Genomic DNA, 12,615 nt, shown 5'->3' on the forward strand with positions numbered 1-12,615 from the left:
ACAACAAAAGAGTAAAATGAGTTGTAACACATGTTCTATAAAACTTCCAACGCGAATATAACCTTTAATATGTAATGGAATTGGCCAAAAAGAAAGCCCTTCTTTAGTGATTGCATCTAATAGTAAATGAGAAAAGACTCCTAAACCAAAGGCCATTCCAAAAACAGGCGATGATAATTCTACAACTATAAGAGTAATAAGAAAGGCAAAAAGAAGTGAGTGAAAAAAACCCCTGTGCTTGAAAAGAAATCCTATAATTTTTACTCGTCGTCCGAGAAGAGATGTTGTCGTATCAATATCGGGCAATAAGGACCCCACAACTGCTAAAAAAAGAACGATAAAACTATGTAGAATAGTGTCTACAAATGAAAAAAAGAAGAATCCTATAAGGAGTCCTGCCAATAAATGTGTTCTTCCTTGCATAAGATTTAATCAAGCGCTTTATCAATATCATCAATGCTAAGCAGTTCTTCGTCTTCATCACCAATAAGTTCTTCAGTAACATTTTCAGCTGTTGGCAGTTCTTCTTTAACTGCAGGAGGCGTTTCTTCTTGCTTTGATTTATCTTCTGATGCATCTTGTTTTGTATTCTTAACAGCGACATCAGGTTTTACTTCTTTATCTTTCTCTGAGGTGCTAGTTGCTTCTAAAGATTCTTTTTGAGAACCTGTTGTGTCGGGTGTTTCTTGTGTTGTTTCTGGTGGTTTGGGATTTGCTTCTATATTATAAAGCACTAATTCTTTAGTATTATATTGTTCATTGATTTTAACCCGTGCTCGAGCACCAATAATTCTTCCTAAAAGATCTGTTTTAATTTGTTCCCAAGAATCCGCATCATCTCGAATCTTAAGAATTTCTTCATCACTTAGCGTAAGCAATGTTTGTAATTGTTCTTTCCACACTGTTGCACGCATATTTCCTGTTTGATCATCAAGTAGAAGGTTCATTACATAGTTCGTGGTGGTTTTCCCGTCTGTTGTTCGCTCAAAGTATCGCGGGTCAAATGCTTGCACAATAGTTCCTAAGACTTGCACAAACGTATCGCTATCAGCAATGTCACCTATTTTTTTATTTGGCGCTTCTTGTTGCGCAGCGCGCAGGGGAACGTCTACTGTTTTTCCTTCTGGATTAACAATGATGTGTGATGCATTTCCCATGTGTAATTCAATTCGATCATTATTTTCTTTCGAATATGCGCTTTGCACTTCAAGAATATCTCCTTCATTCACCTTTGCTAAATAATCTGTTTTATCATTCCAAAAGGTGAGTCGCATAAATCCTGAGTCATCGCCTACAAAAAGACTGCCTACCTGTCCTTTACCATCTTGACCAAACATTCTAACTTCATATTTTCGAAGAACTTTAACTAAGGTAGTCACGTTTCGCATACCAGCTAATACATCTTTAAGCTTGACTGTTTGTGCTGGCGCGCTTCCTAAAGAGACTCCTAAGTCATTTGCAATAATATGGACTGCTCCTTCTTCACTAATAAGACCGCCTAGTGATTTAAGTTTCTCATCAACTTTTGTTTTGAGTTCTTCTTCGGTAATTTTTCCTGATGCTAGAATTTGAGTGGTAATTTGTTTTAATCGTTCATCCATGATAATCCCTCACTTGATGAAGTTTACAAAGAAAGGTTTATTTTTAAGTCTTATGGCTACACTTCCAGTGCTCGCAAGAGTTTATTTATAAATGACTGTTCATAGCCACGAGCAAGGAGCATATTTGCTATCTGGTCATCTGTATAGCCTGCTTGTCTATATTGGTGCAAAGTAGGAAGAAGCTTCTCTACAGCCTCTTTATGTGTATGATGGAGGTGTCGGTATCTCCAGACGAGCAGAATACATAAACTTCCTAACAACAAAAAACCCGCTATAATAAAGAATTGTGTGAAAGTTGTTGAGTCGTCCAGCATCTCATCAGGAAAATCTGAAGAAAAATCTTGCCTTGAAGAATTGTTTCGAGTTGGAAACGATAATGAAGAATCATTATATGCTACACTATCTTCTTGTAAGCCCGCAAGTGTCCCTCGATATGCTAAATCAACGTTAGTCTCGCAAAATGCGTAATAATCATCACCTAGTTCTGCTTTTGCTTGCTGTGGTGTGTCACAAATAGAAAAGTCAAATGCAAAAACAGTTGTTACTAAAAGTAAAAATATAATTCCCCATCCCACATATTTGTTTAAATGTTGCATGTTTTTGTCCTATAATCATCTGCATGCGTTCTACCATAATAACAACAAGATGACGTTGCTTGTGCATCCATTGCTTTTTCCCACATTTTTGTACCCATTTCAAAATGCCACCACTCCCAACCATATCGAACAAAACCAAAACCACACATAAATGTTTCTTGCTCAATATAAGATATTTGATTTTTTGATGCATCAAGTATGTTAATGTCTATTGCACCCCCAACCATGTGCGGACAAAGATACGGTTGTTCTTTTGTTTGGGGATCGCACGCCATGCTACGGTCAAATCCTGATTGTTCCCAAAGAGTATTTTGAATTTTCCAGGATCGATGAGCTTGTGAAATGACCATGGTCCAATCGTTAGCCTCTAATGCAGAAGATAATTGCTGTAAGGCAGTTACTAGTTGTTCATTCCCAGCGCAAATTTTTCCAACAGTTGTTGCTGATTCATCACAGATAATGTTTGGAATGCCTTGAATGTGATAAAGTGGTTCTGATGGTTGTAAGGGGTCGACAAGACCAGGGTATACAGCAAGATTGTTTGATGTTGGTGGCAAGAAATGATCCATACCAAGGAGAACGTTTTGATTGTATACACATACGTAGTCTTCTATATTTCTTGTTGAAAATTGTGTTCCTTGTTTGAGTAATTCGAATTGTTTTGAAGAAAGCGGTAGACCTGAATTATCTTTGGGACTGGTGAACGTAAAAGTGCCTGTCGTTGATGCTTTTCCTCGGTTCCCATACTCATCAACAGGAATTATTCGGTAAAAATAAGGAGTGTTTTCTGCGAACGTATTGCCTGCTAAAGAGGGTTTGTTTATCCTGTACTTATAGGAAGTAATGCCATAACTTGCTGGTGTTTTGATGAGTTGTTCAAGCAGCAATGCTTGGTTGTTGATTGGAGTTTGTTCTAGTGCTGTTGCTGTTTGGACGGTTCTTGTTCCTAGGAGTTGAGTAAACGAAGGGTCTTGAGACACATCTATAATGAATGCATGTAAAGGTTCGTCGTGATTAATAAGATTCCAAGAAAGTGTTGCTGTATGAGTCAGTCCTACAATATCTTGTGATGAAGATAGCCAATTGAGATTTCCTGCAAAAAAATCTTGTGCATCCACAAAATAAGGGTTTTGTAATGGCGTATTAAAACAAACACTTGTTGTTGTAGTTGTTACTATATTATCTTGTGGTGGTTGTGTATCATCTAAATAAACGCTGAAGTTAAGTACGTCTCCTGTGCTTTGTATTGTTGCTTGAAATCCAAAGTAATGTTTGTTTGCTTTACAAGTGAGATGCGTATTATTTTGTTGATAGGGTAACCATGAAAGTGCTGAGTAAGTATGTTTTAATAATCCGAAAGCAAGCACCGCTTCTCCTTTAACTGAATCTGCAGGTAATTCAGGAGTAATAAGATGCCAACCTTTTTTCTTTGATAAAATTTTATCCTCTCCTTTATCATTAACATAAAGACTTGCTGCTTTATTCCCATCTAACTCTAAGATAATTGCTGATTTAGCTAAAGAAAGTTGTTCTGTTGGTATTGCAGGGTTAAAATCAAATTCATAAATAACATCATCCTCAGCAACAAATCTACCATCTGAGAAAAAAACCATTTTTTTTTCTGACTCACCACTTCCATTATAATAAGGAATGATAGGGCAAATACAGCCTTTTTGTTCGTTATAGCGACAATCTAATACTTGTTCAGCAATACTTGTTGCAAAAACATTATTTTTTGCTAGTAAAGTAATATGCACCGCATCATCATGCTCATTATTAAACTGCTCAACCACTTCTGTAACGCAGGTCTTGAGTTGATTATCACAAGCATAAACTTGTGGTAAAAAGTCTGTCGTAATTAAGTTCATTGCAGATAAATCAAGTCGTGTAGATGTACTAAATGCAGGATTAAGAGTAATTTCTGATGTTGATTGTAAAGACGTTAATGAAGAAAGGTCATTCCAGTTTGCATCAAAATAAGCTCTCCATGAACAATAAATTCCTTTTGCTCGTTCTGCATACTCGCAGGTTTTGTCTTGTAAGAAGTATCTTTTTCCACTTCCAATTACTTTATCATAACTTCCTTGATAAATGCAAAAAATACAATTCCAAAAAACTTCAGGATCTTCTTGATAGGCAGAGCATTCTTCATAGAGTCCTACAACTGCGTGAGTGCCGGATAATGCTTCTTTATATGCAGCCATATCTGTTGTTGCTGTGCAAGCAATTTGTGCTTCATCTGAAACAATCCATTGACTTTCACATTTGCATCCCGATGCGCAAGATTCTGGCCAACCGCATCCTGTAAGAGCGCTTTTTTGTTGAGAAGTACATTTATTGTTTTGTCCAAGACTTGATTCTAAAACAGCATGAGTAATAAGAAGCGCAGGATCAATACCTTCAGTAATGCCTTTTTCTATTGCTAAAGTATAATAATCTTGTTGTGGTGAGTTATAGGGTTGCTGTTGTAATTGTTGTAGATAATTATCCGAAGGCAAGTCAATAGTTTCTGCGCTGCACCATTCAAAAGGTCCAACAAATGGAGGAATAGCACTCAAATCAGTAGGTAGTTTCGTATAGCCATTTGGTTGATAAATCGGTCGTAGAATTGTTTCTATTGCTGAGTGTTGTGAAGAAATAAATTTTTCTGGCAAATATTCCTTAACAAGTCCTTTTTGTGGCGTTGCGTGAATAATTATTGGTCGATTGGTTATATTATCTTTTGCCACATATAATGCAAGATAAATTCCTCCGGCGCTAATTGTTGAACCGTCTTCTAAGATTTTTTCTTGATCACGTATAAAAAATACATCGCCCACTTTTGCATCATTAAGAACTACTGTTTGCGTGCAGGCATCTCCTTTACAAATTGTTTGTTTACTTTGTGCTGCTTGAAAATATTGTGCTTGGCTAAGGCGCTCATTAAAAAAGGTTATGTTTGCGTGTTTCCCCACCCACCATAACCATCCGGCGCTATCAAAACCAGGCGATGTGCTTATTCGTTGGTTAAATCTATCTTCAGAAATTACTATATTTGAAAAAAAGGAATCATCACCTGCTGCAAGAGTTCTTACATCTTGTGGACAATAGGGAGATTCTCCACTAATAATATAAGGATAGTTTTTATTTTGTAATTGATAAGTTTCATACAAGAGCGTTGCAACTTGTGAAAAACACTCCCCACTTGAACAAGTTATAGGTTTCTCAGCAGTATAAATTCCTAATGCCGTTTTAGGATATTGTTTTCGAACTAAAAATATGTTTTGACACGTATTCTCTGAAGTGGTAGAATCCTCAACACGTTTTGTTCCAGTAAATGGTAATGCTACTGATTCGCCTGCTGCTCGGATTACTAGTTCTTGTGGTGATTTTTGTTCAAAATTTAAATTGTATAAAAAGTATAATGATCTTTCTGAGGGATAGTCTTGGAGATAATTAAAAAATAAATCATCAAAATAATTTGCAAAGGACGCAGTATAAGTTGGTAAACAATTAGATGTTTTAGAGTTATAATTTGGATATAAATGCGTGCCACAAGTTGAAGACATAATAGTTCCTGTTGGACTTAGTGGTTGATAAACTCCTCCTGATTGTATTACTGCATATTTTGCAAAAGAAGCTGCATTTTCTGCAGCTAAATCAATATAAACATTTGCGCTTGTTGCTTGTTCTATTTTCATAAGAATATCATATTGGCTATTTCCTATATCGTTTTCTACAGAAGTAATTGAATTGTTTGTAATAAGAACTGCTGTTGCTATTAAAAAGAATAATGCGATAAGGGGTAATTGAACTCCTGCTTTTTTTCCTCGTATCATGTTCCCACCACACCTTGTACTCCTGGTTTCACTGCTTGAGACCATACTTTTAGAACTGCATTTCGCATATTCGTTTTTGGTTGATGAAGCTCGACAATAATAATAAATTCATTTGGTGCGAAGTTGCCTACTTGTTTTCCAGGAATAATTACTTGTGCTTGAAGTGGTTTCTCAATTGCTTTGTCTGATGGATGAGAAATCCTATAGACGTCTTGTTGAGTTGTAGTATCCACCAATCGAATAACATAATAAATATCTTTTGCATAATGTGGAGAATCAACTGCTAACTCTTCGCTAAGGACTTGATACTTGTTAAGCGTTGGTTCAAATGAATTTTGAATAAAATCGTTTTGAATAAGTATTCTCCTTTTTGTTAAATCTGAATCTTTATGATGTACAAGCCAATTACTAAGCAGTATGTATTCTGCGATAAGTGATTGCGCATCTGTTGTCTTACCATCAAGAGTGATTGGTGTTTGCATATACGTTTCTAATAGTCGTTGTTGTTCATAGAGTGTGTGGGCATCGTATGCCTCTTGAACTGTTGATTGTGCTACCAAAGTATTCACTTGATTAAATATAACAAAACCTATGATAATAAGTAAGAGCGCAAAAAATGCTGAAGCAACATCATCAGGCATCCAACCAACTCCTTTTTTGTTCATAGGCTTAATCATAGAATATCACCTGAAGTTCTGCAGGATGTGTTTTTCCATAACTTGCTTTTGTTTGACAACTTCCTTTGTAATCAATAAGAAAGTCATTATAAGTGCAGGGGCCTTCTTTACTATAACAAAAATCGCTAAGATAAGGTGAAGGATTATATGATGTTGATGAAACACTTAATTTTAAAGAACAAGGACCAAAATTTGAACCGCTATATGTACATTGCTCAATAGAGTTTTTTATTGCTAAAAAATCTTCGGGTTTAAGTAAAAGATGATTCTGAAAAAGATTGTCCCCTTGGTTTTCTGCTAAAGAAATAGCATTCTTTCTCATCTCACAGAGGTCTTCTTCATAAACTTCTTTTGCAAGTACGTATCTTGGTTGTAACGCGCGAGGTTTTTTCCCTGTTAGTGCATCAACAGGAGTTCTTGTTTGGGAAAAGTCATCGAATAAAACTGCTCGACGAGAAGAAAAGGTAGGCATCGTTGTGGATAAAGGCTTAATAGTAACCGTTGCAGCGGGGGTACTTTCGCCTATAAAACAAGAGTGTAAATGTTCATTTGAAACTAATGATAAATCTATGATGTTGGGGTGTTGTTCTGTTTGTGTTGGCGTTGTTTGCTCAGTTAATGCAAAGCAAGTGTTTGTTATGCGAGCAATAAAAAGATCTTCTTTGAGTATTTCAGGTGTTGCGGTAAGTGAATTAAAAAATGATGCTCCAAAGCCCCAAATAGAAAAAACTAGCATGATAGCAAGAGCCAACCCTACAAGCCAATAAAATACTTTGCTTGTTGTAATTTCTTGTCCTTTTTTGTTAGTAAATAATCGCATAGCTATCTCAAGAAAATTATCGCAGTAAGTACTTATATACCTTACCTTATAGAAAAACCACTCATAAGTAAAAAAAACCTTTGCTAAGGGTTAAGTTTATTGTAAGGATAATTGTGCTTGAGGATAGGTCTTCTTAACAGCATCGGCGAGTGCTATTCCTATCGTTCGTTGCAAACTAGAATCGCGACGAAGTTCTCCAAATTGATCATGTTGTAATCCAAATGAAATATCTATGTGTGCTTGTGTTGTTTGAGGAAATGTTTTAGAGCCTCCTAAAGAAGAGTCAATTAAACCTTGCAATGCACTCTGCACGTTTGTGGCAAGTAAAGTGACTGCATCAGAATTAAAGTTTGAATAATAAATACTGTGTGAATCATCATCTGAAAAACTTAGTTGGATAAGAATTGTTGCTAAGTGAGATGATACTAGTTGAATTTGTTTGTCGCGAAGTTGATCAGTTAATGCTTGGTGTATAGTATTAAGAACCTGTGCATCACCACTATTTCCTGAATCAACAACTATTCCTATGCGAACATCTTTAAGTCCCGTGCTTAAAACTAAACTATCGTCAAATAAAAATGAGCCGTCATGCACAGCATAAGCGTTCCCTTGTTTAGTAAGTAATATGTGGGCTGCATCAATAAGTAATTTATCTGGCAGAACCGCTTCTTGTGTGGTATAAAAAAAATAATTTTGAAAGGTGTCGAGTCGCTCGGCTTTGTTTTCAGATATTTCTTCTTTTGCAACGACTCGCACAATATTATGTTCCATGTCGACATTTCGTTCTTGTAAGGAAACAGGATATCGATAGTTCACATCGTAAGGCGATGTGTGAATAGCGTCCATAGAAAGCGCGATGTTTTTTGCAAGAATGGTTGATTCTGCTGTTTGCGGATATAAATAAGCATTGACCACGGTAAACAAGGTGATACCAACAAGCGCGGCTATAAGAATGCCTCCGATGGTAGTAAGACTCCATTCTATTGAACCTTTTTTGTTAAAAAACATTATTCTGTTTCCTCAGAAGTTCTCATGACTTGTTCACTAAGACCGGTAAAGAGTAAAATATTATCTGTGTCTAGATTATCGTCTGATTTTAATTCTATAGTAAAATCTAGCGTATTAAGCAAAGAATATGTTAGTTTATACTCTTGATTTATATTGCTACAGAGTTGTTGTGGTGTTTGCGATAGCAGTTGGAATACAGGCAGTTCATCCTCTTGATTTGTTGTGACATTAACTACATAAAAATGAGTTGTATTAAGCACGTTCGATTGTTTAAATCGCAAAGGGAGATAGACTTTGAATGATTCTCCATGCATAATTTCAATAGGTTCTTGATTATTACACGTATTTGTAAACAATATTTGTGGCGTTATTGTCCAAATGTCGTTTTTTTCTTGAGTAAATTCAAGTAAAGGAATTAATGCTTTATCTTGTAAACTAACTGGATTATTAATGAATGCTGACGAGGTAAGTGGAAATGGTGATATCCTTTTAATGGATAAATTGCAGGATTTTGCTTCTTGATCTGAAACCGAAGTAGAGATGCAATCATCAGATAACGTTGAAAAAACGCTATGTTGTTGTTGTTCCACTAAACCTGTTAAGGAAAACGCTATAGAAAATAAATTCTTATCTAAATCTAATGATAAAGAAGGTTGATTAGTAAAACAAACCTCGTGTAGACACACACCATAAATTCCTTCTGTAGAACTTTTTTCCATACGAAGAATAGTTTGTACAGGCTTCATTTCTTTATCTTTTTTTGTAATAGTTGCAACACCACCTATAACAACGCCGCCTTTCCATTCATAGTTTGTTGTTAAGTCTTCAACATAACTTTTGGCTTGTTTTGCAACACTATATGAACGACTAACCTTACCTTGTAAAGTTGTTTGACCAAGAAGTAAAATATCTAAAGGTATAGGATAATAATAAATATCATTTGTATCAAACTCTTTTGTTTTTTCCAAAATAGAGGTGTAGAATTCATTGTTTCCTCGGGAATTTCCAAAAAAAGCTTCTTCATTTGCAAATGTTTGGCAGGTGAGATATGGTGTGGGACAAGCATATGGCTCGTTAAGTAAAAGAGTGAAGGATAATTTGTCTTTGACTTGATTCCAATAAGGACCCGCACCGCAATGACAAACGCAGGCTTGATTTATGCAGGCTTCATCTGTTGGTCGCTGAAAAATAAATGTGTTGTCCGAGTTTTTTGACTGTAAACGTATGGGTGCTACACCTGCTGAAAAAAACAAGAATAAATCTTTTTCATGAATAGAAAATCCTTGATATAAACCTTCACCCGGGTCTACATTTTCTAGATAATGGGATTGTTCTATAATTTGAGCAACGAGTTGTGAACCTGAAGAATCGCTATTGCTTAAAAATATATAATCAAAATGTGCGCAGCCTTTAAAGAAAAGCATAAGTATAATCCCTGTTAAAATAAGACTAACTAAAGTTACAAGACTCATCCGTGTTTCTCCACGGGACTTATGATTGTCTTTCTTGTTTATCTGCATTTTTAGCTTCTTCTTTTTCTGCTGCACAAGCATTTTCTCGAAGTTGTTTGCACGAGTCAGCATCATTGGGTATGAGACATGCTGTTTCATACGTGTATTTGCTTTCTTTAACAAAGAAATCTTCTTTAAAATCTTCAATAGTGCAATCAATTGTTTTTGAAAAACAAATATCATTTAAGTCCGGGCTTTGAGTTTTCGGTTCAAGTCCTGCTTGTTTAAAAACTAATTTAGGCTTATTGTCTTGTATACAGTCATCTCCTTGTGCGTTGCATGCTTCTAATTCATAAACATATTTTGCTAGTCGCTGTACGTCTTCAAAGCTAATACGCGAAGGTAGTGAGCCATCAATTAATTTAAACAACTCTTGTGCTTTGTGTTTTTCTGTATTAGTAACAAAAGGCACATCTATAAGATAGAATTGGTTTGCAGGAGTATCCTCATTACATATACAAGTCCCGAGTTGTTGTTCTATACCATCTCGTTGACCATCACCATCTGTATCTACGTTTAAACAAAAATGGCTTTCAATACTTGAAAATCCTTGGCCAACCATATTTGGGATAGCTACTGCTAAAAGCACCATAACAATAACAGCCGCGCCAATTTTGGGCCATAAAGAGGTTGCTCCCCCATCGCCTTTTTTATTTTTCATCATGGTATTAATCATCATATATCACCTGTACGCTCCTCTTTAAATTTTTTCAACTAGTCCCTGAGTTAGTAGTTCTGATACTACATCATCAGAAATTAACCTATTACCGCCTTTTAATTGTAATGTATCGCTTATGTTTTCTAAAGATAAACCGCCACTAGACCCTCCCGACTTTTGCGCTCGCACCATAACACAAACATAATTATCATACACCCACACTAAAAGTCCTTCAGTATAAATTGAATCATCAGGAACTGCGAGTTTACGAGTAATATCTTTTTGTTGAGGCTTTGCAGAATTACTATACTGGCTAGTAAAATGAAGAGATTCATCATCTTTTTTATCTTCATCTAACAATTGGCGAAAAGAAACATAAGATACCTCGTAGTTTTTTGCTACAGTTGAAATAGTAATGTCATCGTTCGGATAATCGGGATACTCTGCTGCAATGTCTGAAATATCATGTAGTAGTGGTGCGTGAACTGCTGCTGGAAGATAACAGAGTTTTCTAAATTTAAGATATGATGTTGTATCGTAGTCAGTAAGCAGTGATTTTGTTAGGATATCGCCATTTTTGTTTGTCAGATAAGAAACAACTCCTCGAGGAGCTGATTGAAATTGTAAACCTATTTCTGTTCCTTGTGAAGTAAAAAATTCATTAGCATCGCTAATAGACGTTAGTAAAACAAGCTGGCCGTTGGGATACTTGGTAGTATTAGAATATTTTTTAGTCGCAGCAAAAAAATCAAATTGTATATCTAATGTTCCTTGCACTTGTTGTGTCGAAAGCATATTTTTTATTGAGGAGGCTAGCGCTTCTTCCCCTTCAGCGTCGCTTTCAAAAAATTTATCTGGATTAAATTCTTCATCTACTTGGTGTCGTGCTTCAGAAAAGAGTTTTCCAAATGCTGTTGCAACGATGAGTACTACCAGTAATAAAATAAATAATTGTTTAATGGTTGATAATTGTGCTGTTGTTGATTTCATCGAAAACCCAACCCTCTAAAACCAATTTTTGTTACTCCTGATGATGCTTCAAAAAGATGTTCTTTGAGTATGAAAAAGAATCCTATAATGAATCCTGCAATAATTACCCACAAGATAATTTTTTGTAGTTCTTGGGAAAATCCTTTTTTAGTCCACAAATTCCCTACACCCCATCTTTTGTCCTATAGCATATTGATAGGTGCTAAACATAACTATATTTGTATCTGCAGATAATTTTGATTTACCAAAAAAGGGCGCATCAGGACTACCTACTGAGATTGCGTAAACTTCTCCTGGTTTAATGATTCCATTAGCGTCTTCATCTGGAAATAAGTAAGCTCCTTCTCCTCCTTTTGATTGAACATATTCTGCAAAGGTGTAGCGTAATTCTCCTTGTTTACCGTCTGTTCGAGGAAATGATGCATAATATTCTTGTGCAAAATAATTGTCCATTTGTTGGTAAGTTATTCCTGGATAGCTCATACCAAAAAGCGGAGTTGGATTAAACCTGAGTTTGTAAATAATCATACATTCGCTTCCTGATTTAAACAAATCAACTAAATCAGTATCCCACATTTCTTCTTTTATTGTTCCTTCGTGTGTTATTTTCCATGCGCGTGCCATGTTCATCGCTATTTCGTGTTGAATGCCTTCTGGCGAACTTACATCTTTATCAATAAGTGGTTTATTAATAGTTTCGCAGGCTTTTAAAACCATATCTCCCGTGACCGATTGCACACCTAGTTTTTGCAGGTTAAGTACAGCCCAACATTCCATTCCTTCAGAAGAGTCTTCAACATCTTTGGTGCATGATTGAAATAAAAGCATTGCTACAATTAAAAAAAGAGATACCATAATAACGGATAAAATAGTTGAATTCACTCCTTTGCTATCCAAGTTCTTTCACCGCCGTCATGAATATATAAATAACAAATC

At 35.7% G+C, this 12,615-nt stretch carries 12 protein-coding genes; all 12 read right to left on the bottom strand.

Features of this window, described 5'->3' with window-relative positions; translation table 11 throughout:
* The coding region (locus K9M74_02455) for a metal-dependent hydrolase (GenBank protein ID MCF7798741.1) at window positions 1–423 on the bottom strand (423 nt) is incomplete at its 3' end.
* A gap of 5 nt (window positions 424–428) precedes the next feature.
* Entirely contained in the window at window positions 429–1,601 is a 1,173-nt protein-coding gene (locus tag K9M74_02460; protein MCF7798742.1) for a hypothetical protein, read from the bottom strand.
* A 56-nt stretch (window positions 1,602–1,657) separates the two neighbouring features.
* Window positions 1,658–2,197 carry a hypothetical protein gene (locus K9M74_02465; GenBank protein MCF7798743.1) on the bottom strand — a complete coding sequence of 180 codons (540 nt, stop codon included), beginning with the start codon at window positions 2,195–2,197 and terminating at the stop codon, window positions 1,658–1,660.
* The gene (locus K9M74_02470; protein ID MCF7798744.1) at window positions 2,185–6,015 is read right to left on the bottom strand and encodes a D-alanyl-D-alanine carboxypeptidase family protein; all 3,831 of its coding nucleotides are present in this window, start codon (window positions 6,013–6,015) and stop codon (window positions 2,185–2,187) included. Before K9M74_02470 ends, K9M74_02465 begins: the two co-directional genes overlap by 13 nt.
* Window positions 6,012–6,692 (bottom strand): hypothetical protein, encoded by a 681-nt coding sequence (locus tag K9M74_02475; GenBank protein MCF7798745.1) that lies wholly within the window; start codon window positions 6,690–6,692, stop codon window positions 6,012–6,014. The genes K9M74_02470 and K9M74_02475 overlap by 4 nt, the downstream gene beginning before the upstream one ends.
* Window positions 6,685–7,512, bottom strand: a complete 828-nt coding sequence (locus tag K9M74_02480; GenBank protein ID MCF7798746.1) for a hypothetical protein — start codon at window positions 7,510–7,512, stop codon at window positions 6,685–6,687. The genes K9M74_02475 and K9M74_02480 overlap by 8 nt, the downstream gene beginning before the upstream one ends.
* Before the next feature lie 96 nt (window positions 7,513–7,608).
* Window positions 7,609–8,520, bottom strand: a complete 912-nt coding sequence (locus K9M74_02485; GenBank protein ID MCF7798747.1) for a hypothetical protein — start codon at window positions 8,518–8,520, stop codon at window positions 7,609–7,611.
* A complete protein-coding gene (locus K9M74_02490) occupies window positions 8,520–10,040 on the bottom strand; it encodes a hypothetical protein (protein ID MCF7798748.1) in 1,521 nt (506 codons plus the stop codon). Before K9M74_02490 ends, K9M74_02485 begins: the two co-directional genes overlap by 1 nt.
* Window positions 10,012–10,710, bottom strand: coding sequence for a hypothetical protein (locus K9M74_02495; GenBank protein ID MCF7798749.1), 699 nt, complete (start codon window positions 10,708–10,710; stop codon window positions 10,012–10,014). The genes K9M74_02490 and K9M74_02495 overlap by 29 nt, the downstream gene beginning before the upstream one ends.
* Window positions 10,711–10,731: 21 nt before the next feature.
* Window positions 10,732–11,679, bottom strand: a complete 948-nt coding sequence (locus K9M74_02500) for a hypothetical protein (GenBank protein ID MCF7798750.1) — start codon at window positions 11,677–11,679, stop codon at window positions 10,732–10,734.
* Window positions 11,676–11,837 (bottom strand): hypothetical protein, encoded by a 162-nt coding sequence (locus K9M74_02505; protein ID MCF7798751.1) that lies wholly within the window; start codon window positions 11,835–11,837, stop codon window positions 11,676–11,678. The genes K9M74_02500 and K9M74_02505 overlap by 4 nt, the downstream gene beginning before the upstream one ends.
* The gene (locus tag K9M74_02510) at window positions 11,827–12,576 is read right to left on the bottom strand and encodes a hypothetical protein (GenBank protein ID MCF7798752.1); all 750 of its coding nucleotides are present in this window, start codon (window positions 12,574–12,576) and stop codon (window positions 11,827–11,829) included. Before K9M74_02510 ends, K9M74_02505 begins: the two co-directional genes overlap by 11 nt.
* Window positions 12,577–12,615 lie beyond the last annotated feature (39 nt).

It is taken from the genome of Candidatus Woesearchaeota archaeon, assembly GCA_021734105.1.
Lineage (GTDB): Archaea > Nanobdellota > Nanobdellia > Woesearchaeales > SKGA01 > SKGA01.

Excerpts from the sequence above, each read along its gene's own strand:
- K9M74_02460 (MCF7798742.1), bottom strand. The coding sequence starts at position 1,601 with ATGGATGAACGATTAAAACAAATTACCACTCAAATTCTAGCATCAGGA.
- K9M74_02465 (MCF7798743.1), bottom strand. The coding sequence starts at position 2,197 with ATGCAACATTTAAACAAATATGTGGGATGGGGAATTATATTTTTACTT.
- K9M74_02470 (MCF7798744.1), bottom strand. The coding sequence starts at position 6,015 with ATGATACGAGGAAAAAAAGCAGGAGTTCAATTACCCCTTATCGCATTA.
- K9M74_02475 (MCF7798745.1), bottom strand. The coding sequence starts at position 6,692 with ATGATTAAGCCTATGAACAAAAAAGGAGTTGGTTGGATGCCTGATGAT.
- K9M74_02480 (MCF7798746.1), bottom strand. The coding sequence starts at position 7,512 with ATGCGATTATTTACTAACAAAAAAGGACAAGAAATTACAACAAGCAAA.
- K9M74_02485 (MCF7798747.1), bottom strand. The coding sequence starts at position 8,520 with ATGTTTTTTAACAAAAAAGGTTCAATAGAATGGAGTCTTACTACCATC.
- K9M74_02490 (MCF7798748.1), bottom strand. The coding sequence starts at position 10,040 with ATGCAGATAAACAAGAAAGACAATCATAAGTCCCGTGGAGAAACACGG.
- K9M74_02495 (MCF7798749.1), bottom strand. The coding sequence starts at position 10,710 with ATGATGATTAATACCATGATGAAAAATAAAAAAGGCGATGGGGGAGCA.
- K9M74_02500 (MCF7798750.1), bottom strand. The coding sequence starts at position 11,679 with ATGAAATCAACAACAGCACAATTATCAACCATTAAACAATTATTTATT.